This is a genomic window from Delftia sp. WSY_22 (assembly GCF_043104185.1).
Taxonomy (GTDB): domain Bacteria; phylum Pseudomonadota; class Gammaproteobacteria; order Burkholderiales; family Burkholderiaceae_C; genus Comamonas; species Comamonas tsuruhatensis.
This window is the reverse complement of the sequence record NZ_JBICKN010000018.1, coordinates 324,052-342,659: the sequence shown is the minus strand read 5'-3', so window position 1 is coordinate 342,659 and position 18,608 is coordinate 324,052. Positions and strand designations below refer to the sequence as shown.

The 18,608-nt window shown below is 68.1% G+C and carries 16 protein-coding genes and 2 riboswitches; of the genes, 8 read left to right on the top strand and 8 right to left on the bottom strand.

The genetic code is table 11. The annotated features are described in order from the left end of the window. Positions 1-25 precede the first annotated feature (25 nt). The 3 genes from gcvP to gcvT all read right to left on the bottom strand — a co-directional run bounded on the left by gcvP (position 26) and on the right by gcvT (position 4,663). Positions 26-2,917, bottom strand: coding sequence for an aminomethyl-transferring glycine dehydrogenase (gcvP, locus tag ACF8NF_RS11410; protein WP_046985417.1), 2,892 nt, complete (start codon positions 2,915-2,917; stop codon positions 26-28). Positions 2,918-2,988: 71 nt separating this feature from the next. Further along, positions 2,989-3,363 carry a glycine cleavage system protein GcvH gene (gene gcvH / locus ACF8NF_RS11405; protein WP_012206130.1) on the bottom strand — a complete coding sequence of 125 codons (375 nt, stop codon included), beginning with the start codon at positions 3,361-3,363 and terminating at the stop codon, positions 2,989-2,991. A gap of 133 nt (positions 3,364-3,496) precedes the next feature. Beyond that, positions 3,497-4,663, bottom strand: a complete 1,167-nt coding sequence (gene gcvT / locus ACF8NF_RS11400; protein WP_209801978.1) for a glycine cleavage system aminomethyltransferase GcvT — start codon at positions 4,661-4,663, stop codon at positions 3,497-3,499. A 25-nt stretch (positions 4,664-4,688) separates the two neighbouring features. Next, a riboswitch (glycine riboswitch) is annotated at positions 4,689-4,807 on the bottom strand. Positions 4,808-4,822: 15 nt separating this feature from the next. Then, a riboswitch (glycine riboswitch) is annotated at positions 4,823-4,934 on the bottom strand. Positions 4,935-5,103: 169 nt separating this feature from the next. On the opposite strand from gcvT, the gene ACF8NF_RS11395 reads away from it, so the two are divergent. Beyond that, positions 5,104-6,708: a fatty acid--CoA ligase gene (locus tag ACF8NF_RS11395; protein ID WP_343740118.1), complete on the top strand. Its 1,605-nt coding sequence runs from the start codon at positions 5,104-5,106 to the stop codon at positions 6,706-6,708. Between the two features lie 15 nt (positions 6,709-6,723). Here ACF8NF_RS11395 and ACF8NF_RS11390 read toward each other — a convergent pair whose 3' ends face one another. Then, complete coding sequence (locus ACF8NF_RS11390) at positions 6,724-7,641, bottom strand: LysR family transcriptional regulator (RefSeq protein WP_343740119.1); 918 nt, start codon at positions 7,639-7,641, stop codon at positions 6,724-6,726. Positions 7,642-7,739: 98 nt separating this feature from the next. Between ACF8NF_RS11390 and ACF8NF_RS11385 the strand changes: the two genes are divergently transcribed. Then, entirely contained in the window at positions 7,740-8,231 is a 492-nt protein-coding gene (locus tag ACF8NF_RS11385) for a DMT family transporter (RefSeq protein WP_343740120.1), read from the top strand. 51 nt (positions 8,232-8,282) lie between these two features. On the opposite strand, the gene ACF8NF_RS11380 is transcribed toward ACF8NF_RS11385, so the two are convergent. Next, positions 8,283-9,803 (bottom strand): ATP-binding protein, encoded by a 1,521-nt coding sequence (locus ACF8NF_RS11380; RefSeq protein ID WP_392450611.1) that lies wholly within the window; start codon positions 9,801-9,803, stop codon positions 8,283-8,285. 584 nt (positions 9,804-10,387) lie between these two features. Between ACF8NF_RS11380 and ACF8NF_RS11375 the strand changes: the two genes are divergently transcribed. From ACF8NF_RS11375 to ACF8NF_RS11365, 3 genes are all read left to right on the top strand, one after another. Next, positions 10,388-10,843, top strand: coding sequence for an Lrp/AsnC family transcriptional regulator (locus ACF8NF_RS11375; protein ID WP_012206124.1), 456 nt, complete (start codon positions 10,388-10,390; stop codon positions 10,841-10,843). A gap of 5 nt (positions 10,844-10,848) precedes the next feature. Beyond that, the gene (locus ACF8NF_RS11370; RefSeq protein ID WP_313282483.1) at positions 10,849-11,616 is read left to right on the top strand and encodes a helix-turn-helix domain-containing protein; all 768 of its coding nucleotides are present in this window, start codon (positions 10,849-10,851) and stop codon (positions 11,614-11,616) included. 85 nt (positions 11,617-11,701) lie between these two features. Continuing rightward, positions 11,702-12,058, top strand: a complete 357-nt coding sequence (locus tag ACF8NF_RS11365) for a VOC family protein (RefSeq protein ID WP_392450610.1) — start codon at positions 11,702-11,704, stop codon at positions 12,056-12,058. A gap of 50 nt (positions 12,059-12,108) precedes the next feature. Here the strand turns inward: ACF8NF_RS11365 and ACF8NF_RS11360 are convergent, their stop codons facing one another. Together ACF8NF_RS11360 and ACF8NF_RS11355 are read right to left on the bottom strand one after the other, a co-directional pair. Continuing rightward, a complete protein-coding gene (locus ACF8NF_RS11360; protein WP_047216913.1) occupies positions 12,109-13,590 on the bottom strand; it encodes an amino acid permease in 1,482 nt (493 codons plus the stop codon). 257 nt (positions 13,591-13,847) lie between these two features. Further along, positions 13,848-14,738 (bottom strand): LysR family transcriptional regulator, encoded by an 891-nt coding sequence (locus ACF8NF_RS11355; RefSeq protein ID WP_016446320.1) that lies wholly within the window; start codon positions 14,736-14,738, stop codon positions 13,848-13,850. 91 nt (positions 14,739-14,829) lie between these two features. On the opposite strand from ACF8NF_RS11355, the gene ACF8NF_RS11350 reads away from it, so the two are divergent. From ACF8NF_RS11350 to ACF8NF_RS11340, 3 genes are all read left to right on the top strand, one after another. Beyond that, positions 14,830-16,293: an MFS transporter gene (locus ACF8NF_RS11350; RefSeq protein ID WP_343740122.1), complete on the top strand. Its 1,464-nt coding sequence runs from the start codon at positions 14,830-14,832 to the stop codon at positions 16,291-16,293. 60 nt (positions 16,294-16,353) lie between these two features. Further along, a complete protein-coding gene (locus tag ACF8NF_RS11345) occupies positions 16,354-17,166 on the top strand; it encodes an AraC family transcriptional regulator (RefSeq protein ID WP_392450609.1) in 813 nt (270 codons plus the stop codon). 76 nt (positions 17,167-17,242) lie between these two features. After that, positions 17,243-17,629 carry a cupin domain-containing protein gene (locus ACF8NF_RS11340; protein WP_160852402.1) on the top strand — a complete coding sequence of 129 codons (387 nt, stop codon included), beginning with the start codon at positions 17,243-17,245 and terminating at the stop codon, positions 17,627-17,629. Between the two features lie 67 nt (positions 17,630-17,696). Here ACF8NF_RS11340 and ACF8NF_RS11335 read toward each other — a convergent pair whose 3' ends face one another. Next, positions 17,697-18,491 carry an ABC transporter ATP-binding protein gene (locus tag ACF8NF_RS11335; protein WP_016446316.1) on the bottom strand — a complete coding sequence of 265 codons (795 nt, stop codon included), beginning with the start codon at positions 18,489-18,491 and terminating at the stop codon, positions 17,697-17,699. Positions 18,492-18,608 lie beyond the last annotated feature (117 nt).

Sequence of the window (18,608 nt, the reverse complement as noted above, 5' to 3'; positions counted from 1 at the left end):
AGCGCCCCTTTGGGTGGCAGGTGCTTCAGCTCAGGTAAGCGTCGACCGGGATGCAGCTGCAGTAGAGGTTGCGGTCGCCGTAGACGTTGTCCACCCGGCCCACGGGGCACCAGTACTTGGACTGGCGCAGGGCAGCCACGGGGTAGGCGGCGGCCTCGCGGCTGTACGGGTGGGTCCATTCCGAAGCCAGCAGGGTCTCGGCCGTGTGCGGCGCGTTCTTGAGCGGGTTGTCGTCCTGGGGCAGGCGGCCCTGCTCGATGGCGCGGATTTCCTCGCGGATGGCGATCATGGCGTCCACGAAGCGGTCCAGCTCGTACAGGCTTTCGCTTTCGGTGGGCTCCACCATCAGCGTGTTGGGCACGGGGAAGGACAGCGTGGGCGCATGGAAGCCGTAGTCGATCAGGCGCTTGGCCACGTCCTCGGCCATGACGCCCGTGCTTTCCTTGAACTGGCGCAGGTCCAGGATGCACTCGTGCGCCACATGGCCGTGCTCGCCCGCGTACAGCGTGGGGTAGTGGTCGCGCAGCCGGGCGCTGATGTAGTTGGCGCTGAGGATGGCGGTCTCGGTGGCCAGGGTCAGGCCCTGGGCGCCCATCATGCGGATGTACATCCAGCTGATGGGCAGCACGGCCGCATTGCCCAGCGGCGCGGCACTGATCGCGCCCGTGCCGCCCGCAAGGCCCGTGGTGGCATGGCCGGGCAGGAAGGGGACGAGGTCCTCGACCACGCAGACCGGGCCCACGCCCGGGCCGCCGCCGCCGTGCGGGATGCAGAAGGTCTTGTGCAGGTTCAGGTGGCTGACATCGCCGCCGAAGCTGCCCGGCGCGGCCAGGCCCACCAGGGCGTTCATGTTGGCGCCGTCCACGTAGACGCGGCCGCCGTGGTCATGCACCAGCTTGCACAGCTCCTTGACCTGGGTCTCGAACACGCCGTGCGTGCTGGGGTAGGTGATCATGATGCAGGCCAGGTTGGCACTGTGCTGCTCGCACTTGGCCGCCAGGTCCGCCATGTCGACGTTGCCGTTGGCGTCGCAGGCGGTGACCACCACCTGCATGCCCACCATCTGCGCGCTGGCGGGGTTGGTGCCGTGGGCGCTGCTGGGAATCAGGCAGACGTTGCGGTGCGACTGGCCCCGGCTCGCATGCCAGCCCTTGATGGCCAGCAGGCCCGCGTACTCGCCCTGGCTGCCGGCATTGGGCTGCAGGCTGATGCCGGCGTAGCCCGTGGCCTGGCACAGCCAGTCGCGCAGCTGCTTGTCCAGTTCCGCATAGCCCTGCTGCTGGTCGGCCGGGGCAAAGGGGTGCACCTGGGCGAATTCGGGCCAGGTGATGGGAATCATCTCGCTGGTGGCGTTGAGCTTCATGGTGCAGGAGCCCAGCGGGATCATGCTGCGGTCCAGCGCCAGGTCCTTGTCCGACAGCTGGCGGATGTAGCGCAGCATGGCGGTCTCGGAGCGGTGGGTGTTGAACACCGGGTGTGTGAGGAAGGCGCTGCTGCGGCGCAGGCCGTCGGGAATCAGCGGCTCCACGCCCTTTTCGAAGGCGGTGAAGCTGGGCAGGGCCTGGCCGTCCCGGGCGAAGATCTTCCACAGCAGCTCGACATCGGCGCGCGTGGTGGTCTCGTCCAGCGAGATGCACAGGTATTCCTTGAAATACACGCGCAGGTTGGCGCCCAGGGACACGGCACGCTCCACGATGGCCTGGGTGGCCGCGCCCGTGTGCAGGCTCAGCGTGTCGAAGCTGGGCGCCTCGCGCAGCGGCGCGCCCAGCTCGGCCAGGCCGCGCGCCAGGATGGCCGTGTACGAGGCCACGCGGCGGGCGATGCGCTCCAGGCCCTCGGGGCCGTGGTAGACGGCGTACATGCTGGCCACCACGGCGGGCAGCACCTGGGCCGTGCAAATGTTGGAGGTGGCCTTTTCGCGGCGGATGTGCTGCTCGCGCGTCTGCAGTGCCAGGCGGTAGGCGGGCTTGCCGTGCACGTCCACGCTCACGCCGACCAGGCGGCCGGGCAGGGAGCGCTTGAACTCGTCGCGGCAGGCCATGAAGGCGGCGTGCGGGCCACCGGCGCCCATGGGCATGCCAAAGCGCTGGGTGGTGCCCACCACGATGTCGGCACCCCATTCGCCGGGCGGCGTGATCAGGGTCAGCGCCAGCAGGTCGGTGGCCACGATGAAGGCGGCCTGCTTGCCATGGGCCTTGTCCACGTCGGCGCGCAGATCGTCGATGCGGCCGCTGGTGGCAGGGTACTGGGCCAGCACGGCGAAGTAGTCGCCCTCCATCAGCTGGTTCCATTCCTCCAGCGAGTTGGCCAGCAGCACCTCGATGCCCAGCGGCGCGGCGCGCGTCTGTATCACCTCGATGGTCTGGGGGTGGGCATCGCCGGCCACCACGAAACGGTTGCTCTTGCTTTTGACGGAGCGCTTGGCCAGCGTCATGGCCTCGGCGGCCGCCGTGGCCTCGTCCAGCATGGAGGCGTTGGCAATCGGCATGGCCGTCAGGTCGCAGACCATGGTCTGGAAGTTGACCAGGGCCTCCATGCGGCCTTGCGAGATCTCGGCCTGGTAGGGCGTGTAGGCCGTGTACCAGGCGGGGTTCTCGAGAATGTTGCGCAGGATGACGCCGGGCGTGTGCGTGCCGTAGTAGCCCTGGCCGATGAAGCTTTTGAGCAGCTGGTTGCGGCCTGCCAGCGCCTTGAGTTCGGCCAGCGCCTGGGCCTCGGTGGCCGCTGGCGGCAGCGCCATGGGCTGGTGGCGCCGGATGGAGGGCGGGACGATGGCGTCGATCAGCGCATCGCGCGATGCCGCGCCGATGGCGCTGAGCATGTGGGCCTCGTCTTCGGGCGCGATGCCGATATGGCGGGCCACGAATTCGGTGGCGTTCTCGAGGGCGGCAAGGGGCTGGGTGGAGGACATCAGCATGGAGGGACCTGTCTCAAAAGCTGAAAAGCGCCAGGGCGGGCCCTGGCGCCCGTCCTGGCCGGAAAGTGGCGTCAGTTGCTCTGGGCAAAGGCCGTGTAGGCGGCTTCGTCGAGCAGCGCGGCCAGCTGGCCTGCGTCGCTGAGCTTGACCTTGAAGAACCAGCCTTCGCCCAGCGGGTCGCTGTTGGCCAGGGAGGGGTCGTCGCGCAGGGCCTCGTTGACTTCGACGATCTCGCCGCTGACGGGCATGTAGACATCGGCGGCGGCCTTGACGGACTCGACCACGCCGGCCACATCGCCCTGGTTGAAGCTGGTACCCACGGCGGGCAGGTCGACGAACACCACGTCGCCCAGCGCATCCTGCGCGTGGAGGGTGATGCCGACGATGGCCGCGTCAGGGTTGGCGGCGTTGATCCACTCGTGGTCCTTGGAATACTGGATGCTCATGGCTTGCTCCGATAGAAACTGAAAAAACCTGTGAAAGGCGGTTTGAGAAAGGTCAGTGCGCACTGTAGCGGCATGCGATGGCAGGAAAAACGAATCCGCCGAACTCGATCCACGCCAAGCGCGCAGGCTGTCCTCAACCGCGGTGATAGCGGGGCGCCACGAAGGGCGTGGCCTGCACCTGCATGGGCACGGCCTTGCCGCGCACCATGGCCTGCAGCGTGGTGCCGACGGCGGCGCTGCCCGGCTCCACGTACGCCAGGGCCACGGGCTGGTTCAGCGTGGGCGACAGCAGGCCGCTGGTGACCTGGCCGACCTTGCGGCCGCCGGCATCCAGCAGCTCCGTGCCTTCGCGCACGGGCACGCGCTCCAGGGCCACCAGGCCCACGCGCTTGCGCGTGAGCAGCTCGGGCGACTGCAGCTGGGCCAGCACGGTGGCCGCGCCGGGAAAGCCGCCTTCGCGCTCGCCACCTGCGCGGCGGACCTTCTGCACGGCCCAGTTCAGGGCGGCCTCGGCCGGGGTGGTGGTCGTGTCCAGATCGTTGCCGTACAGGCACAGGCCGGCTTCCAGGCGCAGCGAATTGCGCGCGCCCAGGCCCACGGGCCTGACTTCGGGCTGGGCCAGCAGGGCACGGGCAAAGGCCTCGGCGTGGCTGGCGGGCAAGGAGATCTCGAAGCCGTCCTCGCCGGTGTAGCCGCTGCGCGTGATGTACAGCTCGGCCCCCTCCCAGTCGAAGTGGCCGCCTGTCATGAACACCAGGCCGGCCGTGTCGGGCAGCAGGCGCTCCATGGCGGCTGCGGCCTGCGGGCCCTGCAGCGCCAGCAGGCCCCGGTCGAACTGGGGCTCGATTTCGCAGCGCTGGCCGATGCGGGCCTGGATGTGCGCCAGGTCTTCATGCTTGCAGGCGCCGTTGACGATCAGGAACAGGTCGTCCTCGCGGCGCACGAACATCAGGTCGTCCAGAATGCCGCCCGCGTCGTTGAGCAGCAGGCCGTAGCGCTGGCGGTGTTCGCCCAGGCCCAGCACGTCCATGGGCAGCAGCGATTCCAGCGCCGCGCCGGCATCCGGGCCGCGCAGGCTGATCTGGCCCATGTGCGAGACATCGAACAGGCCTGCCGCCTCGCGCGTGTGCAGGTGCTCGGCCATCAGCCCCTGCGGGTATTGCACGGGCATGGAGTAGCCGGCAAACGGCACCATGCGCGCGCCCAGTTCCTGGTGCAGGTCGAACAGCGGGGTCCTGAGCAGATCGGTGGTGGAGGCAGCGGACAAGGAGGGCTCTCTTTCAGGCAAGGAACAAGGCATAACGCCATCCCGGTCCTCCGGGATGTGCTGCCCTGCTGTCCGCTTTACCTGAGAGATTCACCCGCACCTTCCATGCGTGGGGCTTGCTCCTTCGGTGGATGGGGCACACCGCCGTGCCCTGCATCTCTCTCCAGCTAGGAACGCCTGCGGCCGTGGCGGCAGGCGGTGCCAGTCCTTTTGCCTGAGCGTTCGGGGCGAACCCTGCGCCTTCGGCGGTGCCGCTGCCTGCGACCGTTGCGGCCGGGCGGGCACTCTCTCCTGACCGGCGCATTCTAGCTGCGGCCAGCGTCCGCGCGGCTTCGGGATTTCCGCGGGCCGACTGCAACTCCATGCGCTTGCCTGCATGGATGCATTTGCAAATTGCATAACTGTCTAAAAAATCTCCTACATTGAGGTGCATCGATATATGAAATCTCGTGAGCGAGAAGGAAGAAGCGCACATGCAGCAGACGCTGGGAGACACATTGGCCTGGCCGGCACGTTACCTGCCGAACAAGGAAGCCCTGGTCGCGTGGGAGGGCGGCGAGCGCCGCGCCTGGACCTACGCCCAGCTCGATGCCGAAGTCAACCGCCACGCCCATGGCCTGGCCGAGCTGGGCATAGGCCATGGCGACGTGGTCGCAGCCTTTCTCTACAACACGCCGGCCTTTGTCTTCACCATGCTGGCGGCCGCGCGCCTGGGCGCCATCTTCAACCCCATCAACTACCGGCTGGCGGCGCAGGAGCTGGCCTTCATCCTCAAGGACGGCGCAGCGCGCGCCCTGGTCTTCGAGCACGAGGGCGGCGAGGTGGCCGCACGCGCCCAGGCCCTGCTCAAGGCCGAAGGCGGCGGCACTGGAACGGGCATCGAGCACTGGATCTTTGCCGACGATGCCCCGGCCGACCCGCTGCCGGTCTGGGCCACGCAGCGCCTGTCCGCCCTGGCCAGGGGCCGCAGCAGCGCGCCGCCCCAGGCCCATGTGCGCGAGAGCGACCCCTGCATCCTCATGTACACCAGCGGCACCACGGGCCGGCCCAAGGGCGTGCTGCATACGCACCGCAGCAAGCTGGCGCACAACGCCCTCATGCACCAGACCATGCAGTTCACGCGCGACGACGTGGGCCTGGCCATGGCGCCGCTCAACCACACGGCCGAGCTGCACACCAGCTTTCTGCCGCGCCTGCAGGCCGGCGCCACCCAGGTGCTGCTGCGCCGCTTCGACGTGGCCGAGGCCTGGCGCCTGATCCGCGAAGAGCGCGTGAGCTTCTTCTTCGCGGCGCCCACCATGATCACCATGCTGCTGGCCGACCCCATTGCCTCGCCTGAGCAGGCGCCCGCGCTGAGGCTGGTGGAGTACGGCGGCGCCTCCATGGCGCCGCACCTGATCCGCGAATGGACGCGCAAGGTCGGCTGCGACCTGGTCCAGGTCTACGGCACCACGGAAATGGGCCCCTGCATGTCCGTCCTGCTGCCGCGCGAGCAACTCTCGCACGCGGGCTCGGCCGGACTGCCCTCCATGGGCCATGACCTCATCGTGGCCCGCCTGCGCGAAGACAACGCCCCCACCGACCCGGCCGAGGCCTGCCTGCCCGGCGAGGTGGGCGAAATCCTCGTGCGCGGCCCCTGCATGATGGCCGGCTACCTCAACCGCCCCGACGCCAACACCCGCGCCCTGGCGCACGGCTGGTACCACACGGGCGACCTGGGCCACATCGACGACGACGGCTATCTCTGGATCCGCGACCGCATCGACTACATGATCAATTCGGGTGCCGAGAACGTCTATCCCCGCGAAGTGGAAGACGCACTGGTCGAACACGCCGACGTGCTCGAGGTCGCCGTCATCGGCGAGGCCGACGAGCGCTGGGGCCAGATCGTCGCCGCCCACGTGGTTGCCAAGCCGGGCGCCACACCCACGGCCGAGGCGCTGGACGCCTTCCTGGTCCACGGCGACCGCCTGGCTGCCTACAAGCGCCCGCGCCGCTACCACTTCCGCGAGGCCCTGCCCAAGACGGCCAGCGGGAAGATACAGAAGCAGTTGCTGAGGGTGGTGGTGGCAGCCTGAGGCTGCGGCCTGCGTTTACTTCTGCGCAGTACAGCACTGCGCCATCGAGTTGCGCAGCCACCGATGCATGGCATCCCCCTGCTTGCGCACATGCCAGGCCTGCTGGTAGGCGAACTCGGGCAGCTCCAGCGGAGGAGTGAAGCGGCGCAGCGTTTTGTGGCGGCGCAGGTCACCGATGGCGCGGCTGCCCACGGTCAGCACGAGGTCGGTGCCTGCCAGCACCTCCAGCGCCGCGCTCCAGTGGGGCAGGGCCAGCACCACGCGGCGGCTCAGGCCTTGGGCGGCCAGCGCCCGTTCGATCTCCTCGCTGGCGTCGGGCCGCATGGCCAGCATGACGTGCGGGCGCTGCAGCCAGTCCTGCAGTGACAGCCCGCCGCGTGCCGGCAGCACGGCCTGGTCGGCCACGCTCACGAACTGTTCCTGGAACAGATCCTGCACCTCGATGCCCTCGGGCAGGTCGGGTGCGTCGGGGAAGGGGCCCAGGGCCAGGTCCAGTTCGCCATCGGCCAGCTGGGCCAGCATCACCTCGCGCGTGGACTGGCTGATGGCCAGGTCCAGCCCGGGTGCGTGCTGGCGCAGATGCCGCATCAGCGGCGGCAGCACGATGCGCGATGCGTAGTCCGACAGCGCCAGCCGCAGCCGTCCGTGTGCGTGGGCCGGGTCGAACTCCGCCTGTGCCAGCAAGCCGTTGAGGCTGCCCAGCGCATCCGCCAGCGGTTGCACCAGGCCTTGTGCGCGTGCCGTCAGCGCCATGCGGCCGCCGCGCCGCACCAGCAACGGGTCGCCCAGATGCTCGCGCAACTGCGCCAGCGAATGGCTCATGGCCGGCTGGCTCTTGTGCAGCCGCAGGGCCGCGCGCGTCACATGTTTTTCGGCCAGCAGGGCGTGCAGGGCCAGCAGCAGGTTGAGGTCGATCCGGCGCAGTTCATCCATTCCATGAATATAGACCGTGCACACAAATGATTTCCATCAACGTGCTGGATGCGAGAGCATGCAGGCATCGATTGACAGAAGAAGAAAGGTCTTGCCGCATGACAGGTAAAAGCACATTCACCGCCCTTGCTCCCGTGGCCCTGGCGCTGCTGGCGGGGGCCATGCTGCCATTCCAGGCTGCCAGCAATGCCCTGGTGGGCCGCCTGCTGGGCCACCCGCTGTGGGGCGCGCTGGCCTCGCTGGCCGTGAGCGTCATGGTCGTGGTGCCTGCACTGTGGGTGCTGCGCGCGCCCGCTCCGGCCATGGCCCAGGCGGCAGCAGGGCCATGGTGGCTATGGATAGGCGGTGTGCTGGGGGCCATCTATGTGGCCAGCGCGGCGGCCGTGACACCCAAGCTGGGCGCAGGCGGCTTCCTGGTCTGTGTGGTGGCGGGGCAGATCGTGGTCTCGGTGCTGGTGGACCACTTCGGCCTGATGGGCCTGGGCGCACGGCCGGTCAGTGCGACGCGCCTGGCAGGCGTGGCCTTGATCCTGGGTGGCGTGCTGCTGGTGGTGCAGGGCGGGACGGCCCGTGCAGCGGCGGCGCCATGAGCGCAGCGAGCACGCCCTGCTTCAGGGGCAAAGGCCCCGGCCTTGCCCGCGTCAGGCGGGCATGCCCGGCGGCACGGCGGCCGGCCTTGCCGCTGGCGGACATTCCTGGCAGGCATCTGCCGTGCCGGGCGGGAGCCGGCCCAGCCGGATGACAAAGCAGGCCCCGCCTGCGGCAGCCGGCTGGAAGAACGCGTCGCCTGCGTGCAGCCTGGCGATGCGCCTGACCACGGACAGGCCCAGGCCATGCCCGTTGACGTGCCGGGTGGCGCTTGCGCGTTCATAGGGCTCGAAAACCTGTCTTGCCGCTTCGGGTGCAAGGCCCGGTCCCTGGTCGCTGACGGAAATCAGCAGGTCACCGGACGCATCGCAGCGGGCGGCCAGGGTGATGTCGCCCGCCTTGGCATATTTGATGGCGTTGCCGACAAGGTTGGAGATGGCGATGCGCACCAGGACAGGGTCGCATTGCCATTGCTGCGGGCCTTGTTCCAGATCCAGTTTCAGGCGATGCCGCCGGGACCAGCCGACGAGCTCTGCAGACTCCTCCAGGAGTTCATCCAATGGCGTCTGCTCCAGTTGCAGCCGGAACGCGCCCGCGTCCAGCCGGTCGCTGATCAGGCAGGTGTCCACCAGGGTCATCAGCCGGCGCGAAGCCCTGCGTATCTGGGACGCCTGCTCGATGAGGGAGTCCGCATCCGTCGTCGGGAACGTCTGCAGCTCGGTCGCGGCGCCGTCCACGATGGTGAGCGGGGTGCGGAACTCGTGGTTGATCATGTTGAAGAACTGGCGCTGTTCCAGCCGCATCTCCCGCTCGCTGTGCAAGGCCGTCTGCAGGGCCTGCTGGGCCGTTTGCAGCTGTGCGGTGCGCTGCAGGACCTTGGACTCCAGCTCGCGCTCGGCCGCCTGGGCGCGTGACAGGGCCTGCATCCGCTCACTGCGCAGGGCGCGCTCCGCCACCCGCGTGCGATTGGTCACCGCCATTCCCAGCAGGATGGCCTCGGAAACACGCCCGGCAAACCACAGCATCTGGGCCGATGGCAGCGCGACATCGGGCAGCAGGCCCTGGGTTCTCAGCAGGTTCAGGATGCCCAGGGCGGATGGCACGGCAAACGCCAGCGCGCCCGGCAGGTATTGCCACTGCCTTCGGACCACCAGCAGGTACAGCACGAAGACGGCGCCGAACGATGTGGACACCAGGGCCGTGAACACCACGGCACGCGAGATCTGCGCATAGCCACCCAACAGTGCCAGGCCCAGTGCGATGGCATTCAGCCAGGCCACCACGCTGAAGAGGTGCGCAGCCCAGATCCAATGGCGACGGAACTCGAACAATTGGCTGAAAAACACCGTCGCCACCACACAGAAGCTGCAGTAGGCGATGGACAGCGCATGCTGGGGCTGGTCGGCGCCGGGCAGCCACAGGCCTTCGGGCCGGTAACGGAAAGCAGCGTAGGCAAAACCGGCTGCCAGGAGCGCGGCGCAAAGAATGTAGAGCCTTTCCCTGAGCCAGCACCACAGGATCAGGCTCATCAGCGTGATGGCCAGGGCCGAGCCCATGTACGCGTAAAGCAGCATGGCGGCCGGCGCCATGCTTCTGCCGGGAAAGACCGCAATGCCCTGGGCTGCCTGGGGGTTGGGCAGCAAGCGGGTGAGCAGTGCCAGAAGCGCTGCGGCTGCCAGGGCTTGCGCCAGCCATCGCATTGCAGAATCCGTTGGCCAGTGCCTCCGGCGGCCTTCGGTGGGATTGTCTTGGGTGTGGATCAAGGGGCCGATTGGTTGATGTGGCGAGCGCCCATGCATGCCCGACGTCAGGGTCAGTGCATGGGCGTGCACGTTTGCGGGAGGCATTGTGCACCGGCCGCCGTTGCGGGAAAGCGCTGCCGGGTGTCTGCGGATGCCTGCCGGGTGCCCCAATGCAACAGGCCGCCCCACTGCGGATAAGCGGGGCGGCCTGTAACGGGTTCCTGAGGGGATCACGCATCCGGGCGCTGGCGGTAGTCGGCGGGGCTGGGTGAATGGTTTTGCTGCGCCGGTAAGCGTGCTCCCATGCAGACAAGTGTGCGCGTTTGGCCTCAGAAAATGCTGCTTTATTTCTTCAAAACAGGCGTTGCTACAGAAAATTATTCTGCACCTGCCTGTTTTGCAGTAGATTGCCGGCCATGGACATCCTCGACAGAAAGATTCTTTCCGCCCTGCAGGCCAACGCGCGCGCCAGCCTGCAGGAAATCGGCGCGGCCGTGGGCCTGAGCGCCTCGCCCTGCTGGGCACGCATCAAGAAGCTGGAAGAGGCGGGGGTGATCGAGGGCTATACCGTGCGCCTGAACCCGCTGGCGCTGGGCCTGGGCGATACGGTGCTGGTGCAGGTCACGCTGGACAGCCATTCGGACAACACGCTGGAGAAATTCGGCGAGATGCTGGCGACCATTCCCGAGGTGGTGGAGGCGCACCTGGTCTCGGGCGAGTACGACTACCTGCTGCGCGTCGTCGTCAAGGACACGCGCGACTACGAGCGCCTCCTGCGCGAGAAGCTCTACAAGATCAAGGGCATACGCCACAGCCAGTCCAGCTTTGTGCTGCGCACGTTGAAGAAGGCCGACCTGCCGCTGGGGGTCTGAAGTCCATGCCCTCTGGCCAGGCGCCGCCGCCCGCTCCCTACCGCGAACACTCCCCGCCGCCCGCCTTGCAGCCGCACTTCCAGTGCCTGTGGAGCAGCACCGTGGCCCCGGACTATGCCGGCGGCTTTCTCGTGGTGCCCGATGGCTGCGTGGACATCGTCTGCAAGGGCGGGCGGCTGCTGGCCGTGGGGCCTGACAGGGTGGCTGCGCGGCCCGCGCTCGTGCCGGGGTCCGAGGTATGGGGCGCGCGCTTCGGCCCCGGTGCGGCCAGCGCCTGGCTGGGCCTGCCCATGGACGAGATCGTGGGGCAGGCGGTGGAACTGGGCGATCTGCTGGGGCCGCGCGCGCGCGAGTGGGTGCATCGCATCAACGATGCGCAGCCGGGCGCAGGGCAGGCCGTGTTCATCCATGGACTGTTGCAAATGGGCCGCGACGCACCAGTGCCGGACCGGCAGGCCATGCAGCTGTTCGGTGTGGCGGCTGCAGCCGGGCGGGACGAATCCGGTGTGCTGGCCGCCATGCGCGCGCAGCTGGACATGTCCGAGCGCAGCCTGCGCCGCCTGTGCCACGCGCAGTTTGGCTACGGCCCCAAGACGTTGGAGCGCGTGCTGCGCTTTCAGCGCCTGCTGGCCCTGGCACGGTCTGACCGGCAGGCAGGTCTTGCGGCCCTGGCGGCGGAGGCCGGCTATGCGGACCAGGCGCATCTGTCGCGCGAGGTGAGGGCGCTGTGCGGCATCACGCCCCGCGCTGCCCTGCAGCAACTGCTGGATTGAGCGGCCCGGCTGGCCGTTTTGTTCAAGATGCCATGCCCCTGCGTGGCCGATGATGGCGGCCTACCGACATTCAATGGAGCATCACATGGGCATCAGGGGCAACAACCACCAGATCGACAACATCGAATTCAACGTGGCCGACATCGCACGCAGCAAGGCGTTCTACGGCGAGGCCTTCGGCTGGACTTTCACCGACTACGGGCCGAGCTACACCGAGTTCAGCGACGGCCGGCTGACGGGCGGCTTCACCACGGGCGAGGAGGTGCGGCCCGGCGGCCCGCTGGTCATCCTCTACGCCGACGATCTGGCCGAGGCGCAGCGCCGCGTGGAAGCGGCCGGTGCCGTGATCAGCCGCGCGGTGTTCGCGTTCCCGGGGGGGCGCAGGTTCCACTTCACCGATCCGGACAGCTACGAGCTGGCCGTGTGGTCGGCCGATGCCTGAAAGACGACAGCCCGCATCTGCGGGCTGTTTTCATGGGGACTGGGAGGGCGTCAGTCGACGTTGGAGCCCAGCTGCATGTCCTTGTACTTCACGATGTGCGTGCCCTTGACCAGGCGGTAGCCGCCCCAGATCAGCAGGAACAACGGCAGGCCGATATAGGTGGCGACCACGCCGGTCCAGTCGATGCGGTCTGCCATGAAGGCCTCGTAGTTCTGGCCCAGCGTGATCACCATGCACAGCACGAAGGCGAAGATGGGGCCGAACGGGAACCACGATGCACGGTAGGGCAGCCGGTTCAGGTCCAGGCCCTGGGCCTCGTAGCCCTTGCGGAAGCGGTAGTGGCTGATGGCGATGCCCAGCCAGGCGATGAAGCCCGTCATGCCCGACAGATTCAGCAGCCAGATGTAGACCAGCTGGGGGCTGAAGATGTTGGTCAGAAAGCACAGCGCAGCCACGACCGTGGTGGCCAGCAGGGCCATCGTGGGCACGCCGCGCTTGTTGACGTACGAGAACATGCGCGGCGCCATGCGCTGGCAGGCCAGCGTATAGAGCATGCGCGTGGAGGCGTACATGCCCGAGTTGCCGGCCGACAGCACCGAGGTCAGCACCACGGCGTTCATCACGGCGGCGGCCGACAGCAGGCCCGCGCGCTCGAAGACCAGGGTGAAGGGGCTCACGCTGATGTCGCCCAGGTCGTTCTTGAGCAGTTGCGGATCGGTGTAGGGGATCAGCAGGCTGATGACCAGGATGGCCAGGACGTAGAACAGCAAAATGCGCCAGAACACCTGGCGCACGGCGCGGGGCACGTTCTTGGCGGGGTTCTCGGATTCGCCAGCGGCAATGCCGATCAGCTCCGTGCCCTGGAAGGAAAAGCCCACGATCATGGCCACGCCGATCAGCGCCGAGAAACCGCCTGCAAAGGGCGCATCGCCCTGGCTCCACAGGGCAAAGTTGCCCCAGATGCCTTCAGGCGCGCCGCCCCGCACGATGCCCAGGATCATGAGCACGCCCACGCCGATGAAGAGGATGACGGTGGTCACCTTGATGGCGGCGAACCAGTACTCGGCCTCGCCGAAGCCTTTGACCGAGATGGCGTTGAGGCCGAACATGATGGCCAGGAACAGGGCGCTCCACAGCATGCCGTTGCCGTCGGGGAACCAGTAGGCCATGACCAGCTGGGCGGCCACCAGGTCCACGGCAATGGTGACGGCCCAGTTGTACCAGTAGTTCCAGCCCAGCGCGAAGCCGAAGCCTTCGTCCACGTAGCGCGCGCCGTAGGTGGCGAACGAGCCCGAGACGGGCAGGTTCGCGGCCATTTCGCCGAGGCTGGTCATGAGGAAGTAGACCATCAGGCCCACGATCATGTAGGCCAGCAGGGCGCCGCCGGGGCCGGCCTGCGATATGGTGGCGCCCGAGGCAACGAAGAGGCCGGTGCCGATGGAGCCGCCGATGGCGATCATGGACAGATGCCGCGCCTTGAGTTCGCGCCTGAGTGCGGTGGGAGCGGCGTTCTTGGAGTTGTCTGCTGCCATGGATGTGTCGATGGTTGGATCAGATCCCGCGTGGCCGCTGGCCGGCGCGGGGGCAGGAATGCAAAACAGGTAAAAACAAAAGAGCCGCGCTGTCGCGGCCCCATCAAGGTGCATGCACCACGAAAAGGCGTGATTGTCCGAGAACGCAGCCATCGTGGAAAGGCAGCAGTTTAATCTCCCTTCACCCGCATAAGCCGATCTGAATCAGCACCCACTGTGTGTGCGGCGCCACGCCAGCTCGGCTGGCCGCTGCCGCCTCACCACTGTGTCTGCGCCAGCAGCAGTTGTGCCAGTGCCTTGATGCGCGGCGAAGCCTGGCGCGTGCGCGGGTAGACCAGGGACAGCTCGCGGGCGCGGCCTTCGTGCTGGGGCAGCAGCCGCACCAGCCTGCCCGCCTGCAGGTGCTCGCGCACCGCGAACTCCATGACCTGGGCCACGCCCAGGCCGCCCAGCGAGCCTTCCACCAGCGGATCGCCGCTGTCGAAGGTCACGGTCTGCGGCGCCGGCCAGTCCAGCATCTCGCCGTTGCCCGCCAGGAACTGCCAGGGCACGCGCCGGCCCAGGTAGTGGTTGTAGACGGCCATGCAGCTGTGCTGTGCCAGCTCCTGCAGCGTCTGCGGCGTGCCGCGCGCCGCCAGGTAGGCGGGCGAGGCCACGGTCACCCAGCGCAGCGGCGGCAGGGCGCGGGCGATCATGCGGCTGTCTGCCAGCGGGCCGATGCGCACGGCCGCGTCAAAGCCTTCTTCCACCATGTCCACCATGCGGTCGGTGAAGCTGGTGTCGATCTGCAATTGCGGATGCTCGCGCAGCAACTGCCCCAGCAGCGGCACCAGCACGATGCGGCCCAGCATGGACGGCGCCGTCATGCGCAGCACGCCGCTGGGCGCGCAGCGCCGGTCGCTGACCAGCTGGCGCGCCTCCTCCAGCCCGGCGATCAGCGGGGCGCAGCGGTCCACCAGCGCGCAGCCGTCTGGCGTGAGCGACACGCTGCGCGTATTGCGGTGCAGCAGCCGCGTGCCCAGGTCTTTCTCCAGCTGCGCCACGGCGCGCGATATGCGGGACTGGCTGGTGCCCAGCAGGCTTGCCGCCTGGGTGAAGCTGCGGCTTTCGGCCACCTTGATGAGCAATTGAACGGCGTTGAGGTCCATGGCGATGGCAAGTTTGATTGATTCGATTTTGCATAAGAAAAATGAATATCTGATGTTTATCTTCAGAAATGCATTAATTAGGATCGCTCCCATGCTTGTGAACGACTCCCCCGCTGGCGCCCTGCGCCACCCGCGCGCCGCGCTGGCGCTGCTGTCCCTGTCCCAGTTGCTGATTGCGCTGGATGCCACCATCGTCTTCGTCGCGCTCGACGCCATGGGCCAGCAGCTGCAGATGGATGCGCACCACCTGCAATGGGTGGTCAGTGCCTACAGCGTGGCCTTTGGCGGCTGCCTGCTGCTGGGCGGGCGCTGTGCGGACCTGCTGGGCAAGCGGCGCATGTATGTGGCGGGGATGGCGCTGTTCGGCCTGGCCTCGCTGGTCGGCGGCTTCGCCTCCCAGCCCTGGCAACTGGTGCTGGGCCGCGCAGGGCAGGGCGTGGCAGGGGCGTTGCTGTTTCCGGCCACGCTGTCGCTGATCAATACCTTGTATGCGGCCGGGCCCGAGCGCAACCGCGCCCTGGCCGTGTGGAGCATGGCGTCGGCCGGCGGGCTGGCGGCCGGCGCGCTGCTGGGCGGCGTGCTCACGCAGACGCTGGGCTGGAACTGGGTGCTGTGGGTGCTGGTGCCCGTGGCCTGGCCGTGTGCCATGGCGGCGCTGCGCTTTCTGCCGCCCTCGGCCCGTACCGGGCGTGCCGCACCGGGCCAGGGCTTTGATCTGGCCGGTTGCCTGAGCGTGACCGTGGGCAGCAGCCTGCTGGTGACGGCCCTGGTGCAAGGCCCTGAATGGGGTTTTGCCAGCGCCGCCACGCTGGGGACGCTGGCCGTGGCCATGGCGGCGCTGGTCCTGTTCTGGCGCATCGAGGCGCGCATCGCCTCGCCGCTGATGCCGCTGTCCCTGCTGCGCGTGCCCAGCCTGCGCTCGGCCATGCTGCTGACCATGATCTTCATGAGCAGCTTTGGCGTGCAGTACTACTTTCTGGCGCTGTACTTCCAGCAGATCTACGGCTGGAGCCCGCTGCAGGCCGGCCTGGCCTTCCTGCTGCCCACGGCGGTCTGCACGCTGGGCATCCGCTGGGCCGAACACTGGCTGCACCGCTCCACGCCGCGCACCGTGCTCATGGGCGGCTGGGCCGCAGGCACCCTCGGCCTGGCGTACATGGCCTGGGCACTGCCGCTGGGCGGCAGCTATGTCTGGCTGGTGCCGGGCTTTGTGGTGCTCAGCCTGGGCCAGGGCGCCAGCTGGACCGCCATGTGGGTGGTCGCCGGCCAGGGCGTGGCGGCTGCGCAGCAGGGCGTGGCCTCGGGCATTGCGGCCACGGCCCAGCAGGTGGGCGCAGCGATGGGGCTGGCCCTGCTGGTGATGGTGGCCACGGCGCCGCTGGCCGGTATCACGGCGCCCGATGCGCTGCGCGAGGCCACGGCCCGGGGGCTGCAGCAGGCCGAATGGGGTGCCGCGCTGATCGCGCTGCTGGGGTGGGTGGTGTCGGCGGCCATGCGCCGCGCACCGGCAATCCAGTCCGTGCCGGGCGCGGAGCAGCCTGCCTGCTCGCCTTGAGGTCACTGGCCCGCAGTTACCATCTGCGGCGGCTTTGCACACCCCTCACCACCAACCCACATGGCAGAAACGAGCATCTCCAGCGACTGGGTCCGGCATTCGCAGCTGGGCGCAGGCCTGGAGCGCATCGAGGCCTACTTCGGCGGGCACGGCTATGCGCCCCACAGGCACGACACCTACGCGCTGGGCCTGACGCTGTCCGGCGTGCAAAGCTTTGCCTACCGCCGCAGCCAGCGGCACAGCCTGCCCGGTGGCGCCATGGTGCTGCACCCTGACGAATTGCATGACGGCCACGCGGGCACCGACGCAGGTTTTCGCTACCGCATGGTCTATGTGGAGCCGGCCCTGATCCAGCAGATGCTGGGCGGCAGGCCCTTGCCTTTCGTCGAGGGAGGACTTTCGGCTGATCCCCGGCTCAAGGCTGCGCTGCTGCCCTTGCTGCAATGCCTGGGCGAGGACCTTGAGCCGCTGGCACGCGACGATGCCCTCTACGACCTGGCGCTGGCCCTGGAGGCCGTGGCCGGTCGGCGCAAGCTCAGGCGTCTGCCGGACCTGGTGGCCGTGGAGCGCGCCCGCGCCTGCATCCATGATTCGCTGGAGCAGGGCGTAACCCTGGAGGCGCTGTCCCAGGCCAGCGGCCTGGACCGCTGGCGATTGTGCCGGGATTTCCGCGCGCTCTACGGCACCAGCCCCTACCGCTACCTGAGCATGCGCCGGCTGGACACCGTGCGGCGCCTACTGCTGGCGGGGCAGCCCGTGGCCGAGGCTGCCCTGCAGGCCGGGTTCTTCGACCAGAGCCACATGGCACGCCAGTTCGCCATGGCCTATGGCGTGCCGCCCGCACGCTGGCTCAGGCGCCTGGGCGCGGCCTGAGCTGCACGATCGTGCAAGACCGCAGGGAAGGCGCTTCCTAGCATGGAGGCTTCACACGCTTTCATAAGGTCTGCCCATGACGTTCCCCGTTGAAAACCGCCCCTACGAGGCCATCAACTTCCCTGACAAATTCAGCCGCTTCACCGGCCAGTGGAGCCCCCGCGTCGTCGCCGAGATGAACGACTACCAGTTCAAGATCGTGCGCGTGCAGGGCGAGTTCATCTGGCACTCGCATGCCGAAACGGATGAAGCCTTCCTGGTGCTGGACGGCGAGCTGCGCATCGACTTCCGTGATGGCCATGTGCTGCTGCGCCAGGGCGAGCTCTACGTGGTCCCCAAAGGCACGGAGCACAAGCCCAGCGCCGAGCGGGAAGCCCGCCTCATGCTGATCGAGCCGCGCGGCGTGCTGAACACCGGGGAGGAAGGCGGCGAGAGGACGGCGTTGAACGACGTGTGGGTTTAGCCAGCCCGTAGCCATCCCATGAACAAAGGGCGCCGCAGCGCCCCTTGTTTCCTGGAGTGCGGAGCGCTCAGCCCAGCAGCAGCGCGTCGTCTGCCAGCTTTTCGCCGCGCACTTTCTCGAACATTTGCAGCAGGTCGGGCACGTCCATGCGGGCGCGTTCCTCGCCGCTGACGTCGAGCACGACCTGGCCCTGGTGCAGCATCACGGTGCGCTCGCCCACGTCCAGCGCCTGGCGCATGCTGTGGGTGACCATCATGGTGGTGAGCTTGGCCTCGGAGACGATGCGCGCCGTCAGCTGCAGCACGAAGTCGGCCGTGCGCGGGTCGAGCGCGGCGGTGTGCTCGTCCAGCAGCAGGATGCGCGAAGGCTGCAGCGCCGCCATCAGCAGGCTCACGGCCTGGCGCTGGCCGCCCGACAGCAGGCCGATGCGGTCGGTCAGGCGGTTTTCCAGGCCCAGGCCCAGGATGGACAGGCGTTCGCGGAAGTTGTCGCGCATCTCGGCCTTGACGGCGCGGCTCAGGCGGCGGAAGGTGCCGCGGCGCTGGGCCAGGGCCATGTTTTCCTCGATGGTCAGGTCCTCGCAGGTGCCCGCCATGGGGTCCTGGAAGACGCGGGCCACGCGCTCGGAACGTGCCCACACTGGCAGGCGCGTCATGTCCTGGCCGGCGATCTCGATGCGGCCCTTGTCCACGGACAGGTCGCCCGAGACGGCGTTCAGGAAGGTGGACTTGCCGGCGCCGTTGGAGCCGATGACGGTGACGAACTGGCCGTCGGGAATGTCCAGCGACATGCCGCGCAGCGCCCGCGTTTCGATGGGCGTGCCGGGGTTGAAGGTGATTTCGAGTTGTTGTGCGCTCAGCATGAGTGCAATCTCCGGTATTTCTTCGTTCAGTCGCTCAAGGCGTGGTGCTTGAACTGACGCGGTCCAAACTCAGGGACGCCGAGCAAGGGCCGCCCCGCAGCGATGGCGTCGTTCCCC

What these genes read in the sequence shown, in the direction of transcription:
- ACF8NF_RS11360 (WP_047216913.1), bottom strand. Translation starts at nt 13,590, where the DNA reads ATGGCAGCAGACAACTCCAAGAACGCCGCTCCCACCGCACTCAGGCGC.
- gcvH (WP_012206130.1), bottom strand. Translation starts at nt 3,363, where the DNA reads ATGAGCATCCAGTATTCCAAGGACCACGAGTGGATCAACGCCGCCAAC.
- ACF8NF_RS11395 (WP_343740118.1), top strand. Translation starts at nt 5,104, where the DNA reads ATGCAGCAGACGCTGGGAGACACATTGGCCTGGCCGGCACGTTACCTG.
- ACF8NF_RS11335 (WP_016446316.1), bottom strand. Translation starts at nt 18,491, where the DNA reads ATGCTGAGCGCACAACAACTCGAAATCACCTTCAACCCCGGCACGCCC.
- ACF8NF_RS11390 (WP_343740119.1), bottom strand. Translation starts at nt 7,641, where the DNA reads ATGGATGAACTGCGCCGGATCGACCTCAACCTGCTGCTGGCCCTGCAC.
- ACF8NF_RS11370 (WP_313282483.1), top strand. Translation starts at nt 10,849, where the DNA reads ATGCCCTCTGGCCAGGCGCCGCCGCCCGCTCCCTACCGCGAACACTCC.
- ACF8NF_RS11350 (WP_343740122.1), top strand. Translation starts at nt 14,830, where the DNA reads ATGCTTGTGAACGACTCCCCCGCTGGCGCCCTGCGCCACCCGCGCGCC.
- ACF8NF_RS11380 (WP_392450611.1), bottom strand. Translation starts at nt 9,803, where the DNA reads ATGCTGCTTTACGCGTACATGGGCTCGGCCCTGGCCATCACGCTGATG.
- ACF8NF_RS11385 (WP_343740120.1), top strand. Translation starts at nt 7,740, where the DNA reads ATGACAGGTAAAAGCACATTCACCGCCCTTGCTCCCGTGGCCCTGGCG.
- ACF8NF_RS11340 (WP_160852402.1), top strand. Translation starts at nt 17,243, where the DNA reads ATGACGTTCCCCGTTGAAAACCGCCCCTACGAGGCCATCAACTTCCCT.
- ACF8NF_RS11375 (WP_012206124.1), top strand. Translation starts at nt 10,388, where the DNA reads ATGGACATCCTCGACAGAAAGATTCTTTCCGCCCTGCAGGCCAACGCG.
- ACF8NF_RS11365 (WP_392450610.1), top strand. Translation starts at nt 11,702, where the DNA reads ATGGGCATCAGGGGCAACAACCACCAGATCGACAACATCGAATTCAAC.
- gcvT (WP_209801978.1), bottom strand. Translation starts at nt 4,663, where the DNA reads ATGCCTTGTTCCTTGCCTGAAAGAGAGCCCTCCTTGTCCGCTGCCTCC.
- gcvP (WP_046985417.1), bottom strand. Translation starts at nt 2,917, where the DNA reads ATGCTGATGTCCTCCACCCAGCCCCTTGCCGCCCTCGAGAACGCCACC.
- ACF8NF_RS11355 (WP_016446320.1), bottom strand. Translation starts at nt 14,738, where the DNA reads ATGGACCTCAACGCCGTTCAATTGCTCATCAAGGTGGCCGAAAGCCGC.
- ACF8NF_RS11345 (WP_392450609.1), top strand. Translation starts at nt 16,354, where the DNA reads ATGGCAGAAACGAGCATCTCCAGCGACTGGGTCCGGCATTCGCAGCTG.